Source organism: Vibrio sp. JC009, assembly GCF_029016485.1.
GTDB lineage: Bacteria > Pseudomonadota > Gammaproteobacteria > Enterobacterales > Vibrionaceae > Vibrio.
In genome coordinates, this window is sequence record NZ_CP092106.1 from 1,688,823 (window position 1) to 1,704,663 (window position 15,841).

10 protein-coding genes are annotated in these 15,841 nt (G+C 47.2%); 5 read left to right on the top strand and 5 right to left on the bottom strand.

Annotation, left to right across the window (positions count from 1 at the left end; translation table 11 throughout):
• Positions 1-185: 185 nt before the first annotated feature.
• The 3 genes from L3Q72_RS07750 to hrpA all read right to left on the bottom strand — a co-directional run bounded on the left by L3Q72_RS07750 (position 186) and on the right by hrpA (position 7,004).
• A complete protein-coding gene (locus L3Q72_RS07750; protein WP_275129386.1) occupies positions 186-2,069 on the bottom strand; it encodes a methyl-accepting chemotaxis protein in 1,884 nt (627 codons plus the stop codon).
• A gap of 428 nt (positions 2,070-2,497) precedes the next feature.
• The gene (locus L3Q72_RS07755; protein ID WP_275129387.1) at positions 2,498-2,980 is read right to left on the bottom strand and encodes an outer membrane beta-barrel protein; all 483 of its coding nucleotides are present in this window, start codon (positions 2,978-2,980) and stop codon (positions 2,498-2,500) included.
• 94 nt (positions 2,981-3,074) lie between these two features.
• Positions 3,075-7,004 carry an ATP-dependent RNA helicase HrpA gene (hrpA, locus tag L3Q72_RS07760; protein WP_275129388.1) on the bottom strand — a complete coding sequence of 1,310 codons (3,930 nt, stop codon included), beginning with the start codon at positions 7,002-7,004 and terminating at the stop codon, positions 3,075-3,077.
• 145 nt (positions 7,005-7,149) lie between these two features.
• On the opposite strand from hrpA, the gene L3Q72_RS07765 reads away from it, so the two are divergent.
• Positions 7,150-7,506: a hypothetical protein gene (locus L3Q72_RS07765; RefSeq protein WP_275129389.1), complete on the top strand. Its 357-nt coding sequence runs from the start codon at positions 7,150-7,152 to the stop codon at positions 7,504-7,506.
• Positions 7,507-7,508: 2 nt separating this feature from the next.
• Here L3Q72_RS07765 and L3Q72_RS07770 read toward each other — a convergent pair whose 3' ends face one another.
• Positions 7,509-8,198: a sulfite exporter TauE/SafE family protein gene (locus L3Q72_RS07770; RefSeq protein WP_275132086.1), complete on the bottom strand. Its 690-nt coding sequence runs from the start codon at positions 8,196-8,198 to the stop codon at positions 7,509-7,511.
• A 291-nt stretch (positions 8,199-8,489) separates the two neighbouring features.
• Here L3Q72_RS07770 and L3Q72_RS07775 point away from each other — a divergent pair, with 291 nt between their 5' ends.
• Positions 8,490-8,936 carry a DUF533 domain-containing protein gene (locus tag L3Q72_RS07775; protein ID WP_275129390.1) on the top strand — a complete coding sequence of 149 codons (447 nt, stop codon included), beginning with the start codon at positions 8,490-8,492 and terminating at the stop codon, positions 8,934-8,936.
• Between the two features lie 319 nt (positions 8,937-9,255).
• Here the strand turns inward: L3Q72_RS07775 and L3Q72_RS07780 are convergent, their stop codons facing one another.
• Positions 9,256-9,786, bottom strand: coding sequence for a 3'-5' exonuclease (locus L3Q72_RS07780; RefSeq protein ID WP_275129391.1), 531 nt, complete (start codon positions 9,784-9,786; stop codon positions 9,256-9,258).
• A gap of 230 nt (positions 9,787-10,016) precedes the next feature.
• On the opposite strand from L3Q72_RS07780, the gene L3Q72_RS07785 reads away from it, so the two are divergent.
• The 3 genes from L3Q72_RS07785 to L3Q72_RS07795 all read left to right on the top strand — a co-directional run bounded on the left by L3Q72_RS07785 (position 10,017) and on the right by L3Q72_RS07795 (position 15,408).
• Positions 10,017-10,649: a DUF2760 domain-containing protein gene (locus tag L3Q72_RS07785; RefSeq protein WP_275129392.1), complete on the top strand. Its 633-nt coding sequence runs from the start codon at positions 10,017-10,019 to the stop codon at positions 10,647-10,649.
• Positions 10,649-12,517 carry an Hsp70 family protein gene (locus tag L3Q72_RS07790; RefSeq protein ID WP_275129393.1) on the top strand — a complete coding sequence of 623 codons (1,869 nt, stop codon included), beginning with the start codon at positions 10,649-10,651 and terminating at the stop codon, positions 12,515-12,517. Before L3Q72_RS07785 ends, L3Q72_RS07790 begins: the two co-directional genes overlap by 1 nt.
• 83 nt (positions 12,518-12,600) lie before the next feature.
• Positions 12,601-15,408, top strand: coding sequence for an Hsp70 family protein (locus L3Q72_RS07795; RefSeq protein ID WP_275129394.1), 2,808 nt, complete (start codon positions 12,601-12,603; stop codon positions 15,406-15,408).
• Positions 15,409-15,841: the final 433 nt, after the last annotated feature.

Here is a 15,841-nt window from a genome sequence, read left to right on the forward strand (position 1 = left end):
TCTTTTACCAATAGCCAACTGGGTGTTTTATTTATTCTATCGATAATACGTCAGAAACTGACAACTTGCTCGTATTCTTATAAACAAAATGGGATATTTGCCGTTTCTGTTTAGGATAAAGAAGAGAAACGAATGCAACTGAATTGAAAGTGGTGCAGCCCAAGTCAGAACTGCACCCGAAGTCGTTATTTAACTTTAAAGTAAGCGAGTTCGCTCTGCTGCGTTTCAGCAAGCTGAGATAACTCGGAAGAGGCCTGAAGTGTTTGATGCACGGCAGAAACATTTTGCTGAACCAGGTCGAATGTCTGCGTCGTATTCTTAGAGATCTCTTCAGTCACACTATGCTGCTGCTGAGAAGCCGTGGCAACCAGAGCATTAATTTCGGAGATTGATTCAACCGAAGAGGAGATCTCTTCAAACGATGCTTTAATATTGTCAGCCAGATAGACCGACTCTTCGATCAGCTCAACATTTTTCGCCATATTCTGACTGGCCCGCTCAGACTGATCCTGAAGCTTACCAATAATCTCCTGAATACTGACCGTCGACTCCTGAGTTTTAGACGCCAGATTACGCACTTCATCCGCCACTACCGCAAACCCCCGTCCTGCTTCGCCCGCTCTTGCAGCCTCAATTGCGGCGTTTAAAGCCAGCAAATTGGTCTGCTCTGAAATACCGTTAATCACTTCGGTCACTGAACCGATTTCTACAGCAAACTCTCTGAGCTCTTCCACCAGTGTGGCGGTTTCAGTAACTGAACCATTAATATCAGCATTCAAAACGATATTCTTCTCAAGTGTGTTCTTACCACTGTTCAGGTTTTCTTTCGCTTTTCTGGTTTCATCTTCTGCCATCACCGCTTTGTTGCTGACTTCGTGAGAGGTGGTGGACAACTCGTTAATCGCGGTAGAAATCTGCTCTACCTGGCTAAGCTCATTTTGGGCATTTTGCTGCGAAGTATTCATCACCACATTCAGCTCCTGTGATGCTGAAGAGACGCTCTGCGAAATTCCGTGAGAGTTTTTAATCAGTTCAGAAAGCTGGCCGGAGAAATTAACCAAAGACTTATAAATCCCTGAATCATCAGCAGAAGCGTTCAGGTTCTGAGTCAGATCCCCTGAAGCCATGTTTTCCATCAGAGAAGCGATTTCTTCCGGAGCACCACCCACAGGTTTTAGGATCAGCTTATTTACGACGATAAGCAGAACCACAGCGGCAATAGCCAGGCAGACCAAGCCGATAATAAGAGACGCGGTTAACTGCTCATTTGCGCCTTTTTCAATAACGCTGTCACGGACAAAGTTAGCATAACCCCATTCACTCACCTCAATCTGATCCCAGAAAGCGGTAAAAGCGACGTTCTCTCCGTCAACAACGGCATCGTATGACAGCTCTGGTGAATCGACACTAAATTGCTTATACAGAGGGCGCTTATCGTAAATACTTTCACCGACATAATCAGGATATGGAGCAAGGAGAATGGTGCCCCCACTAGTGAACAAAAACATATCTTTGCGCTTGCTAAGCTCACCGAAAATGGTATCGACATACATAGCAGAGAGAACCGCAATATCCTGGTTCAGCTTATATGCCACACTAACAATTTTTTTACCTGTCGCCGCTGAGTTATAGGGTTCAGATACAAAGAAGGACTTACCGTCACTAAACAGCGCCTTATGGTAGGAACGCTTTAGCTGCTTAACGTTTACACCAAGTTTAGCGCCATTTTTAGCGTAAATATCACCGTTCTTTCTGAACAGATAAATACCATCACTATCCCCTTTTTGAATCAGTGAAAGCGCGCTTAGCTGAGAGGTTGCAGCAGCAGAAAGTGCATCGCCGTTGATGTCAGACTCATTTACCTGAACAGAGGAAAGGATTTTTTTATAACTGGTAAACTTTTCCACCAGCTCAGTCTGAATAAGGTGATTTCTCTGACGCAGGATCTCCTTGTTAAGCTCAACACTTTCTGACTTAAAAGCGTTATAGCTTAAAACGACAAGAGTCGTCGCTATCAGCACTATGATGGCACTGATAGTCCCAATTATCTGAAATTTAAATTTTTGCATCCGGCAGTAAACTTCCTATACAAGTGGATCTAATTATTCTCCAGTCTTTGCAGCAACGGTCTGCGACAGACTGGCATGTATGGGGTCCCTACTCACGTTTGGTCTTCCCGACGTTGTTATATCAATCCCAGCAATAGTGACAAGCTATAAATAACACAACTATCAGTATAAGCCTGCAATACCTTTGAAACGCAAATGTTGTTTTTTATTTCGATAGAATTATCACACTATGCGCGGATTATCGGCTAAAAAAGCATCTGCCACTCATAAGTAGTAGTATGAAAAGCGTGAATTCACCTTTATTTATCCCGGTTTTGTGATGCCTGATTGAATAACTTCAATATTTTGATATACATAGAGATATCCATTAATACAAAAAAGCCGACAAATGCCGGCTTTTTTAATGTTAACAACTGGTTAAATTGAATTTATAGAAAATGGAATGTCGCTGTTAGCGTAAACTGTTCAATGTCATCGCGGTCATCCATTTCATAAACACTGTAGCCCGCGCCGATAGCGATAGGTCCGGCCATAAAGTATTCAACGCCAACACCGTACAGCATATTTGTACCATCATCTTCAAGGGCACCTGTTTCCCAGTTCCAACGATGAACACCACCGCGAGCATAAATATGCAGAGGACCAATATCAATGCTTGGACGAACAGCGAAATACACTGAGTCTATATCCGTATCCAGATTTGACGTTACTTCGAACGAGCCATGATTGACATAGCCAGCCTCAAGCCCCAGAAATGGCAGCAGCCCTGTGCCAACATAAACTTCGGTTGAGGTAGAATCTTTACCTTCATAATTTGACTGACCGACTTTCGCGCCACCATAAATCAGTGCATCCGCTGCTGCAGAACCGGCAAAGCTTGCCAGTGTCAATGCTAATAGTGCCTTTTTCATACCTTACCTTCTCCGCTTGTAAAAAGGATGTGGCAAAATAATGCCACTAGTCCTGCAATTTGATAGTTCCCTGTAGGCTATACAAGTTTTATGCCTAACAGGCGTCTATCGCATTTTTTATACGTTTATCTGAAACCGGATAAGGCGTACCCAACTGCTGAGCAAAGTAACTGACTCGCAACTCTTCAATCATCCAGCGGATCTCTTTAACATTATCCGGCACGACAACTCCCTTAGGAATTTTATTCAGTAACTCTTTGTAGTCTGAATATATCGCTTCAATCTTAAGCATATGCAGACGATCACGGTTCGGGTCGATTGGCAGTTTTTCCATCCTTCGCTCAATCGCCTTCATATACCTTAGAATATCCGGGAGTTTTTTCCAGCCGCATTCTGTCGCAAATCCTTTAAAAATCAAAGCCTCAATCTGTGACTTGATGTCAGAAAGTGCAAATGCCATGGATAAATCGACCCGGCCTTTCAGCTTTTTGTTGATATTAAAGGCGGTGGTCAGAATCGTTTCGACCTGTTTAGCGATATCCACAACGGTATCACCCAGCTCGCCACGAACAAACTCTTTAAGCTGCTCAAACTCATCAGCCTGCCAGACCAGACCGCCCTTTTCTTCAATCAGCTTATCTACCCCGCAGGCAATACAGTCATCAATCAGATCCAACACTTTTCCATAAGGATTAAAGTAAAGGCCTAACTTAGATTTATTCGGCAGGTTCTGGTGCAGGTATTTGATCGGCGACGGCACGTTAAGCAGAACCAGTCTTCGCTGACCGGCTTTCATCGCGCTCTGCTGCTCATGCTCGGTTTCATACAGCTTAATTTCAACGCTGTCTTTGGCATCCACAATCGCCGGGTAAGCTTTTACATCAAAGCCGCCCCGCTTTTGTTTATAGACTTTAGGCAGTTCACCAAAGCTCCAGGTGTGCAGATCCTGCTGCTCAATATCATCATCGGCCACCTTGGAAAGTGTTTCCTGAACCTTATCTTTCAGGCTCTCTTTCAGCTCAAAGATATCTTTGTTCTCTTTCAGCTTACGTCTGCGGTGATCCACTGCTCTGAATGTCATCTTCAGATGCTCCGGTACCTGCTCTAAGTTCCAGTCTTCACGGAGCACTTCCACACCTGTCATTCTGCGCAACTCTTTTTCTAGCGCATCCAGAAGCGGCGCTTCCATTGGCGTGACTCTGGCAAGAAAGGCATCGGCGTAGTTTGGCGCCGGAACAAAATTCCTGCGCAGCGTTTTTGGCAGAGATTTGATCAGGCTGATAACCAATTCCTGACGCAACCCGGGGATCTGCCAGTCAAAGCCGTTCTGCTCAACCTGATTCAGAATTGGCAGCGGAATATGAACGGTGACACCGTCACTGTCATCGCCCGGCTCAAACTGGTAGGAAAGCTTGAGCTTCAACCCGCCCTGATGCCAGAAGTTCGGGTAATCCAGATCCGTAACATGGCTGGCATCGCCTCTGAACAACATCTCTTTTTCAAAGTTCAGCAGCTCTTTGTTTTGCTGACCGGCCTTTTTCCACCAGGTATCAAAGTGACGGCCGGAAACCACTTCCGTTCCCACACGCTGGTCGTAGAACTCAAACAGATCTTCATCATCGACCAGAATGTCTCTGCGACGTGACTTATGCTCCAGCTCTTCCACTTCGTTAATGAGCTTCTGATTCTGCTTAAAGAAGGCGTGTCTGGTTTCCCAGTCACCTTCCACCAGCGCAGAGCGGATAAAGATTTCACGGCTTACCGTCGAATCAATCGGCCCGTAGTTGACCAGCCTCTTCGGTACCACCGGTATTCCGTAAAGCGTCACCTTCTCATAAGCCATCACCGCCGCGCGCTTTTTCGACCAGTGCGGTTCACTGTAACTGCGTTTGATCAGGTGACCGGCCAGAGGTTCAATCCACTCCGGCTGAATCTTAGCAACCACACGTCCCCAAAGCTTGGAGGTTTCAACCAGCTCAGCAGAAATCACCCACTTGGGCTGTTTTTTAAACAGTCCGGAAGCCGGGAAAATATGGAAACGGGCATTACGCGCGCCCTGGTATTCGTTCTTCTCCTGATCTTTCATGCCGATATGCGAAAGAAGACCAACCAGCAGCGAGCTGTGAATACCGTGATAGCTGCCAGGCTCATCATTGAGCTTGGTTTCCAGTTCACGCATCACCTGATGCAGTTGGAAATAGACATCCTGCCATTCCCGCACACGCAGATAGTTCAGATAATCCTGCTTACACTGTTTGCGGAACTGATTGCCGGATAACGCCTTTTGCTGCTTCTGAATGTAATCCCAAAGATTTACAAAGGTAATAAAGTCCGATTCCGCATCAAAGAACCTTTTGTGCTTATCATCGGAAGACTGCTGCTTATCCGACGGACGCTCACGCGGGTCCTGAATAGAGAGCGCAGAAGCGATAATCATCACCTCTTTCAGACAGCCGTATTTCGGCGCTTCAATCACCATTCTTGCCAGACGCGGGTCAATCGGCAGACGTGACAACTTACGGCCAATCGCAGTAAGACGTTTCTTAGGATCTTTCGCTTTGTCATTGATTGCACCCAGCTCATCAAGCAGGCGAACACCATCCTGGATATTACGTTTATCCGGCGCTTCTACAAAAGGGAAGGCCTGAATATCGCCAAGGCCCAGTGCCGTCATCTGCAGAATAACCGACGCCAGGTTGGTTCGCAGTATCTCAGGATCGGTAAACTCAGGGCGGGAAAGAAAATCCTCTTCCGAATAAAGGCGGATACAGATCCCCTCTTCCACACGGCCACAGCGGCCTTTACGCTGGTTTGCACTGGCCTGAGAAACAGGCTCAATGGGAAGACGCTGTACTTTAGTCCGGTAACTGTAACGGCTGATACGCGCCGTACCCGGGTCGATAACATATTTAATGCCCGGAACCGTCAGCGAAGTTTCTGCTACGTTGGTTGCCAGCACGATACGACGCCCGGCATGAGGCTGGAAAATCTTGTTCTGCTCACCGGCAGAAAGACGCGCGTACAAAGGCACAATCTCGGTATCACGCAGATTACGTTTATGCAGTGCATCGGCGGTATCGCGTATCTCACGCTCACCGTTCATAAAGATCAGAATATCGCCCAGACCTTCATTGCACAGCTCATCAACGGCTTCAAAGATACCTTCAAGCTGGTCTCTGTCGTCGGCCTCTTCCGAATGAAGCGGTCGGTAACGGGTTTCTACCGGATAGGTTCTGCCCGAGACTTCAATAATCGGTGCATTATTAAAATGCTTAGAGAAACGTTCCGGATCGATCGTTGCTGAGGTGATAATAATTTTAAGGTCGGGTCTGCGCGGCAAAAGCTCTTTCAGATAACCCATAATAAAATCGATGTTCAGCGAGCGTTCGTGCGCTTCATCGATAATAATGGTGTCGTACTGATTCAGATATCGGTCGTGCTGAATTTCAGCCAGTAAAATACCGTCTGTCATCAGTTTAATTTGGGTGTTATCGGAAATCTGATCGTTAAAACGAACCTTATAACCGACAAAATCGCCCAGCCGGGTCTCCATCTCTTCTGCAATACGGTTTGCCACTGAGCGGGCTGCCAGTCTTCGCGGCTGAGTGTGACCAATCAGACCATATTTACCCCGGCCCAGCTCTGAGCAGATCTTCGGAAGCTGAGTGGTTTTACCCGAGCCGGTTTCACCGGCAACAATCACCACCTGATTTTCATCAATCGCTTTGGCGATATCGTCGCGCTTTTGGCTGACAGGCAGTATTTCCGGGTACTCAATCTTAGGTTTGTTCTGGCTACGCTCCTGCACCGCCATCATGGATCTGGCGATATCCATCGCTATTTCATCAAATACCGCACTTCTGGACTTTTCGTTTTTAATTTTACTTGCGCCATTAATGCGTTTTTGCAGCCTGAAACGGTCGCGAATCAGGCATTCACGAAGGGCTTTTTTCAGAGTTGCCGGAGAATTGCTGTTTTTTTGTTTTTTATCTGCACCAGATTTATCGGTGCTCTGCTGAGACATTGTCAAAGCTATACCTTCATAATGAAAAATTGCGGCGATTGTACCACAAGGTCAGTAAATACCTAACTCACAACAAAAACACTTAATGTTTTCACCTCTTTGCCGCTAGAATAGGTGAAGCCTAAACAATAAGCAGAAAACAAACGTGAAAGTATCTGAACTTAAATCATTTTTTGACACCCTGCCCGATGCCAAAGACCCCGATATTGTCACCGGAGAAATCTGGCTTCCTGAGCGTTTGACAGATGCGCAGTTTGACGGCGAAATGGTGCATCTGGAATTTGATAACGCACCGGACGAGATAGAGGGTGACGAGGAGGCGCGTGGTTTTGTCGAGCATGAGCTTACAATGATTAAAGATAAGATAGAACAGCTGATGCTGGAATCTCACGATTCCAAAACCAAGGCTGAAATCTTTCTTAAGCTTTTTGTTATGGGCCACGAAAAAAGCAGCTCAGATATTATTGAAATTCTGGAAGATCCTGAAAGTTGGGATTCCTAGCCTCAAATCAATCCATCAATAATCGCAGATGAACCACTTATCAGACACAATGTCAGCGCAAAACGCCGGATCCACTCCTTAGAAAGCTTATCCACACAAGCGCGTGCTGCCTTATAGCCAAGCCAGGTGGAAGGCAATAACGGCAGGCTGATATACAACTGGTGCAAAGTAAAATGCCCCATAACCACAAGCACAACAATAGAGATCACTGAGCTAAACAGAAAGAAAGCCGAAAGATTCGCCCGCAAGGTGTTGGCTTCCTGATGTTGAAGCAGCAGCGCCATCGGCGGGCCGCCTATTCCGGAGCTGGTTCCCATAAAGCCAGACAGCAATCCCGCAAAGGCCATACGTTTCGGGGTCGGTTCTAACTTAAACGGCAACAGAGAAATTCCAAGAGAGATAAGTACCAAAATTCCAAGCCAAAGCGATAAAACAGAAGCAGAAACCAGACTGATTAATCCGCCCCCCAAAATCGAACCCGGAACGCGCCAGATAAGAGCGGCTTTTAACCCTCCCACCGAAATATTCTGGCGATATTTCAGAGTATTAAGCACTGAAACAAAAAAACCGACAACACAAATAGGCGCCGGAACATATTCAGGAGATATCTGAAAAAGAATGGGAGCCGCGACAATAGCCAGCCCAAAACCAATAGCACTCTGCACAAATGACCCGGCAAAGATCACCGCCATGGCAATGATTATGGTTTGGGAAACTTCTTCCACGCTTTTTGCTCCTGTGTAAATTTGTGTAATGAATAGCTTGGAATTAACGTATAATACCAATCCCAGCAATTATCTGTTCATCCTTGCTTGTTAAAATCGCTAATAGCTGCGTTAAAATTTTTGTAATTAGATCCACTAGTTACTGCAAATTTTGCCTTGCTCTTAGCGATTTTTCCTGCGCAATCACTGAACAGCTAATTACTGGTATTGGTATAAAGCTACAATGTATAAAGTACGCTGTAAAAAATGAGTTCTATTATGCTTCAGTCAATCACTTCACTGTTCAAACAGTTTTTAGACGGAAATGACCTTTCCGAGTCCAATTTAACTAACCCAAACCTGGCTATTGCCGCCCTGCTCTGTGAAGTGGCCGCCGCCGATTATCAGGTAGAAGAGCAAGAGTACAACGCAAAACTGGCGTTAATTCAACACCTGACCGAAATTAGTAAAGAAGAAGCTGAGTCGCTGCTGACTGAAGCACAGAAGAAAGTGAAAGAATCTGCCTCACTGTATGACTTCACGTCACACCTGCGAGAGCTAAGCCAGGAGCAACGCTATAACCTGGTCAAAGCCATGTGGGAAGTCGCCAATGCCGACGGGCATATTGACCCGATGGAAGATTCGGTGATCAGGAAAGTGGCAGAGCTTTTATATGTTGACCACAGTGAGTTTATCCGAGCTAAACTGGAAGTAACTGATAAGTAACTGATGCTTATATAAAACCTGTGTAAAAAGCCCAAAGAAGGGAAAAAGTTAACTCTTATACACAAGTTTAAGGAGCCAAAGAATGCTCCTCCCCTTAGCCTCGAAAGGCCGGATTTTCGAAGAAGTAGCATCGAAGGGGAGGCAGGGAGGGGTTGTTTCTCATGGGTTTAAATTTTGGTGGTCTAACCATGCATGGCATAACCAACCCCCTCTAACTCCCCCTTCTATTAGCTTTATCAACCAGTTAGGCTTTTTCACTCAAGGGGGAGAACCGTTCTTTGACACGTTAAGCCCATGTTTAAAAAGATAACTAAAGTATTTAAAGCATTTCCAGAGCCAGTTTAGCCAGATTATACGCATCAACATACCCGGAGTGCTGGCGGCCTTCCCACTCAATCTCTTTCGACTCCTGCGCGGCGCGGTGACCGATTCTTTTATCTTTAAGACGGTTCTGCATACGGAATATGGTTGCCAGGTTTATAAACTCATTAAAAGGCATCTCAATATCTTTTGCTTTACATTCCAGCTTCAGAATCTGGTCATCCCTGCCCCAGGCAGCGTAAATTTTATTCGGGCCGCCAAAGTTCTTCACCATTGACTGAATAACCTCAGCAAGCGGTCTGCCCTGCTTCTGGATTTTTCTTGGCGTAATACCGGTTAGCTCACTACAGAAAAGCGAGATTTCATCTTTTTCCGGCTTTACGTAATATTGCGCGCGTTTGACGATCTCTTTTTTTGCCAGATCAATCTCGGCAAGGCCCACCTCGATGATTTCACCGGTTGTTCCCTTACCATCCACATTCCAGCAACACATTTCCAAATCGAAACAAACGACCCGGTTGTAATTCATAGCAAACTCATCGTTAAGAAAAATTAAGACGCGAATTCTAGCGAACTTAAAATCATATTTAAACTCTAGTTCCTCTGAAAAAGTTTCTCACCTCTGCTATCACAAAGATAAAAATTATTTATATACTTGAAATTTTTCGTGATAATCCCAATTCTATTGGCAGTTATTTATAAATGGTTACATCCGTAAGCTATGTATGCTTAGCGGATAGACAAAACAGAGAGCAAAATATGAATTTTGATATGAGCCTGATTCCGACCACTTTTGACATGCTTCATGGTGGGCTTGCGGCCTCGTCTCTTTTATTACTTGCAGTAGCAGTATCGCGTAAATCTAAAGTAATCGAAAAAACAGTGGAAAAACCGGTAGAGAAAATTGTAGAAGTAGAAAAGCCGGTGGAAAAAATCGTTGAAGTTGAAAAGGTTGTAGAAGTAGAGAAAGTTGTTGAGAAAGTCGTTGAAGTTGAATCTAAGCTAAAAACTGCTTCCACAGATTCTGCAATGCAGCTTCTTTCTATTTTCCAGAGCGAAGCGCGTTTAATTGATTTCCTTAAAGAAGATCTGGCTGGTTTCTCCGATGAAGAAGTGGGCGCAGCAGCCCGCGTTATCCACTCAGGCGGCCAGAAGGTGCTTACCGATTATGTGCAGCTTTCTCACGTTCGCACTGAAGATGAAGAGACCCGAATCACTCTTAATGAAGGATTTAACCCTCAGGCGGTACGTCTGACCGGCAATGTGACCGGCAGCGCGCCATATACCGGCACGCTAATCCACAAAGGCTGGAAAGCCGATAAAGTGACTCTGCCTAAGCTTGCAGAAAACTATGATGCGTCAGTAATTGCACCGGCGGAGGTAGAGCTGTAATGGAAAACCATAACGCAAAATACAGTGTGGGTATCGACTTAGGTACCACGCACTGCGTACTTTCATACTCAGAACATGGCGAGGAAACTCAGGTTAACACCTTTGCCGTTCCTCAGTTAACCGCTCCGGGCCAGGTAGAAGAGAAAAGCCAGCTTGGATCTTTCCTTTATCAGCCACATGAACACGAAATGGGCGAAGGTTCACGCACACTACCGTGGACAACAGAACCAAATGCGCTTGTTGGTGCCATTGCAAGAAACCTTGGCAGCAAAACACCAATGCGCCTTGTGGCCAGTGCAAAATCCTGGCTTTGCCATGGTGGCGTAAACCGCAGAGACGCTTTCCTTCCACAGGGCAGCCCTGAAGAAGTGGAAAAAGTGTCACCTCTGCGCGCGACAGAGCTTTATCTTGAGCACCTGAAAGATGCCTGGAACCATAAAAATCCGGAGCAGAGACTGGAAGATCAGGATATCACCCTTACCGTTCCGGCATCCTTTGACCCGGCAGCGCGCGACCTGACTGCAGAAGCCGCGCGCAACGTTGGCTTCGCGCACCTGACTCTGCTTGAAGAGCCGCAGGCTGCTCTGTATAGCTGGATCAACAACAGCGACGACCAGTGGCGTAACGAAGTTGAAGTTGGTGATGTTGTCCTTGTTGTTGATATCGGTGGTGGTACAACCGACCTTTCTCTGGTCGCTGTAACAGAAGAAGACGGCAATCTGAACCTGAACCGTGTGGCTGTTGGTGAGCATATTCTTCTGGGCGGTGACAATATGGACCTTGCCCTGGCTTACCGCATTAAAATGAAAATGGCTCAGGAAGGTAAAGATCTTCAGCCATGGCAGATTCAGGCGATTACTCAGGCTTGTCGTGATGCAAAAGAAGTGCTGCTTGACGATGCAGACGTTCAGTCCGTGCCAATCGTGATCCCAAGCCGTGGTTCAAAACTGCTTGGCAGCACACTGAAAACTGACCTGACCAAAGAAGAAGTGCAGCAAACTCTGGTTGACGGCTTCTTCCCTCAGGTACAGGTCAGTGAACACCCGATGCAGAGCACGCGTAGCGCTCTTACTCAGATGGGTCTGCCTTACGCGCAGGACGCAGCCATCACCCGTCATATCGCCGCTTTCCTTTGCAAGCAGTCTGATGCGACTCAGGATGTGTTTGGCGGAATGTTCGGTGAGCAGCAGCCTGTTGACTTTATCAAGCCAACGGCCATCCTGTTTAACGGTGGCGTGCTTAAGTCTTCGCTGCTTGAAGAGCGTCTGACTTCTACCATTAACAGCTGGATTACTCAGGCAGAAGGTACAGAAGCGAAAAAACTGTCCGGTCTGGATCTTGACCTTGCAGTTGCCAACGGTGCGTCTTACTACGGCACGGTGAAAAAAGGCAACGGCGTGCGTATCCGTGGCGGTATTGCAAGCAGCTACTATGTGGGCATCGAAAGCTCTATGCCGGCGATTCCTGGTATGGCGCCTCCGATGGAAGCCATCTGTGTTGCGCCGTTCGGTATGGAAGAAGGCTCCAGCGCTCAGGTGGAAGATAAAGAATTTGGCCTGATTATCGGTCAGCCGGTTCAGTTCCAGTTCTACGGTTCCACCATTCGTCGCGAAGATGAAGCCGGTACACATCTGGATTACTGGAAACCGGAAGAGCTGGAAGAGCTCCCTGAAATTCAGGTTACCCTTCAGGCATCCGAAGGGCGCAATGAAGGTGAAGTGGTTCCGGTAAAACTGGCTTCTCGCGTAACAGAACTGGGTACCCTCTACCTGGAAGCGGTTGCAACAGATAACGGTCAGAAATGGCATGTTGAATTCGATGTGCGCGAAAACGCCACAGAAACTGAAGCCGAAACAGCCGAAGCATAAATAAACTCCTATTCAGCGCCTTATCAAAAGGCGCTGAATTTTCTATAATCTCTTGTAGCACTTCCCGATTATAAGGACCATAAATGGCCTCTCCTCGCTACTTAGTCGGTATCGACTTAGGAACAACCAATATCGTTGTCGCCTACAGTGAAATTGAAAAAGATCTGAAAAACGCGCCGGTAACTGTCTTTGAAATAGACCAGCTTATCGGTCCGGGTGAAGTGGTCCGAAAACCCCTGCTGCCCTCTTTTCGTTTTCATCCGGCTTCGGGACATTTTTCTTCCGCTGATTTGGTTCTTCCCTGGGAGAATCAACCGGTAGAAGGCGATATTCCCTCTGCAATTGTTGGTGAATGGGCGCGGGAGCTGGGAAGCAAAATTGAAGGCCGCCAGGTATCCAGTGCCAAAAGCTGGCTGTCTCATCAGGGGGTGGACCGTAAGTCCGAAATACTGCCTTGGGTGGCAGATAATGATGTCGATAAGGTTTCACCGGTACTCGCCACAGCCAGTTATCTGAACCATGTCAGACAGTCATGGAACTACCACAATCCGATTAATGTGCTGGAAAATCAGGAAGTAGTGATTACAGTTCCGGCTTCCTTTGATGAAAGCGCACGTAAGTTTACTCTTGAAGCGGCAAAACTGGCCGGGCTGGATAAAATCCTTCTACTGGAGGAGCCTCAGGCCGTTTGTTACGACTGGTATTCACGCCACTCTGAAAGTGCAAAACAAGAACTTGCGGAAATCCCGTTGGTATTGGTTTGTGATGTGGGCGGCGGTACCACCGACCTTAGCTTAATCGAAGCCAACATCAACAAGGACGAGCTTTCGCTTAACCGGATCGGCGTGGGCGAGCACCTGATGCTGGGGGGTGACAACCTTGACCTGGCACTGGCGCATCTTGCGGAACAAAGGCTGAGCAAAGAGAAAAAACTAAACGCTTCTAATCTGACCAAGCTGATTCAGCAAACGCGTAAAGCCAAAGAAAACCTGCTGGCTCCTGACGCACAGGAAAGCGTAAAGATCACTATGCTGGGAAGCGGCTCCCGCTTACTGGGCGGAACCAAAAGTATTGCCGTATCCAAAGAGGAAGTTCATAAGATTGCCCTTGATGGCTTCTTCCCTCTGACTGCGCTTGATGAACTGCCCGACAAACGCAAAAGCGCGGTGGTAGAGTTTGGTCTACCTTATGTTGCCGACCCTGCGGTTTCAAAACATATCGCAGAGTTTTTGCAGCAGCATCAGTCCGTTTCACAAAACGCGCTTGGCATTACCGACAGCACCCAGCCTGCGGTGCCGGTTGGCCTGCTGCTTAACGGCGGCGTATTTAACAGCGAACTGGTCACAGAGCGTGTGACCAAACTGCTGTCCGGCTGGAACAATAACCCGGTATCGGTACTGAGTAACCCTCATCCCGATCTGTCCGTTGCCCTCGGTGCGGTCGCTTTTGCCAAAGCCCGCCGTGGTGCTCAGCTAAAAATCGGTGGCGGTTCAGCTCGTTCTTATCTTCTGCACCTTCCTGAGAAAAAAGGGCTGGGCAATGCGCTCTGTCTGCTGGCAAAAGGAACCGAAGAAGGTCAGGAAATTCGTTTAAGTGGCCGTAAGTTCTCATTAACGCTTGGTGAACCGGTGCGCTTTAGTATTCTCACCTCCACGCACGATAAACTTACCGACGATAAGGCGGCATTAAACGGCGCGCTGTATAAAGTCGATGCGGATCTGTTTACCCCTCTTCCGCCTTATATCACAACACTTGAAGGAAGTTCGAACGGTGAACTGCATGCTAACCAGAAAGAACGCGTTGAAGTTCAGCTGGCCTGTAAGCTTTCTGAGGTCGGCACGTTGCAGATTGAGTGTGTCAGCACAGAGGACGAAGCTCAGCGATGGGCGGTGGAATTTGAAGTTCGCGGCAAACAGGAACTTGCTCAGGAGTCTGAAGCAATTTCTCCGAAGCTGCTAGAGTCTCTGGAGCTGATTGCTTTCACATTCAGCGGCAATAAAAAATCCGCCGATCCTAAAACCATCAAAACTCTGGTTAAAGAACTGGAACGCCGCCTTGGAAAACGTGAAGAGTGGGATTTCAAAACCACCCGTCAGATTTTCGATGCGCTGGCAAAAGGCAGAAAACGGAGAAGACGCTCAGAGCAGCATGAGAAAAACTGGCTAAGGCTGGCCGGTTACTCTCTGCGTCCGGGATTTGGTGACCTGGCTGACGAATGGCGAATGGATCAGGCATGGAACCTTTATCAGCATAACATCCAGTACAAGAATCATCAGGGCTGGAGTGACTGGTGGGTGTTCTGGCGCAGAGTGTCCGGAGGTCTGAATCAGGAGCAGCAGGAGCAGATCCTCGCTGATATCGCCAAATATCTGCATCCGGGCTCACTGAGAAATGCCAAAGTAGCAAAAGAGTCTCAGGAACGTGGCTACGAAGCTATGGTCCGCCTGGCCGCTTCGCTTGAAAATCTGGATGTGGAAGACAAGGTGCTTCTTGCCACCTGGTTTATCAACAAAGCCACCTCTCAGGCGCAACATGCACAGGCACACTGGTGGGCGCTTGGTCGTCTGGGCTCTCGCCGACTTATGTACGGCAGTCAGCACAGCGTGATCCCAAGAGAGCAGATTGAACACTGGCTTCCGGAACTGATAAAACAGAACTGGAATAAAGAGCCGATTATCGGTTTTGCTGCCGTCATGCTCTGCCGTAAAACCGGCGACAGACTGTTTGATGTTTCCGAAGAGTTCAGAGAGCAGGTAATCGAAAAACTGAAAAGCAGTAAGGTGCCACAGTCCTGGGTTTCACTGGTCACTGAAGTGAAAGAGATGGATGAATCGGAGTCTAAACGCGCCTTTGGTGATGCGCTGCCGCACGGGCTACATTTGTTGAATTAATAAGGCGAAAAACCTTGGTGAATTTACAACACTCTGTGAGTAGATCTCGGATATTGCTTTGCAATTCCGAGATGACAACGTATATGTCCGCAACGATGACATATGCGACTTTAGCAAAAACCGCAAGCGAAGCAATGCGATCGTCATTCCGGAAATTGCGAAGCTTTTATCCGGAATCTGCTGTCTGCGCGCTGTAAGGCTGACTCTTATACACAAATTTAAGGAGCCAAAGAATGCTCCTCCCCTTAGCCTCGAAAGGCCGGATTTTCGAAGAAGTAACATCGAAGGGGAGGCTGGGAGGGGTTGTTTCCTATGGGTTTAAGTTTTGGTGGTTTAACCATGCATGGCATAACCAACCCCCTCTAACTCCCCCTTCTATTAGCTTTATCAACCAATTAGGCTTTTTCACTCAAGGGGGAGAACCGTTCTCTGG

Bases quoted from the DNA above. Each gene is read 5' to 3' on its own strand.
- L3Q72_RS07770 (WP_275132086.1), bottom strand. From the start codon at position 8,198: ATGGCGGTGATCTTTGCCGGGTCATTTGTGCAGAGTGCTATTGGTTTT.
- hrpA (WP_275129388.1), bottom strand. From the start codon at position 7,004: ATGTCTCAGCAGAGCACCGATAAATCTGGTGCAGATAAAAAACAAAAA.
- L3Q72_RS07750 (WP_275129386.1), bottom strand. From the start codon at position 2,069: ATGCAAAAATTTAAATTTCAGATAATTGGGACTATCAGTGCCATCATA.
- L3Q72_RS07775 (WP_275129390.1), top strand. From the start codon at position 8,490: ATGCTTCAGTCAATCACTTCACTGTTCAAACAGTTTTTAGACGGAAAT.
- L3Q72_RS07790 (WP_275129393.1), top strand. From the start codon at position 10,649: ATGGAAAACCATAACGCAAAATACAGTGTGGGTATCGACTTAGGTACC.
- L3Q72_RS07780 (WP_275129391.1), bottom strand. From the start codon at position 9,786: ATGAATTACAACCGGGTCGTTTGTTTCGATTTGGAAATGTGTTGCTGG.
- L3Q72_RS07755 (WP_275129387.1), bottom strand. From the start codon at position 2,980: ATGAAAAAGGCACTATTAGCATTGACACTGGCAAGCTTTGCCGGTTCT.
- L3Q72_RS07785 (WP_275129392.1), top strand. From the start codon at position 10,017: ATGAATTTTGATATGAGCCTGATTCCGACCACTTTTGACATGCTTCAT.
- L3Q72_RS07795 (WP_275129394.1), top strand. From the start codon at position 12,601: ATGGCCTCTCCTCGCTACTTAGTCGGTATCGACTTAGGAACAACCAAT.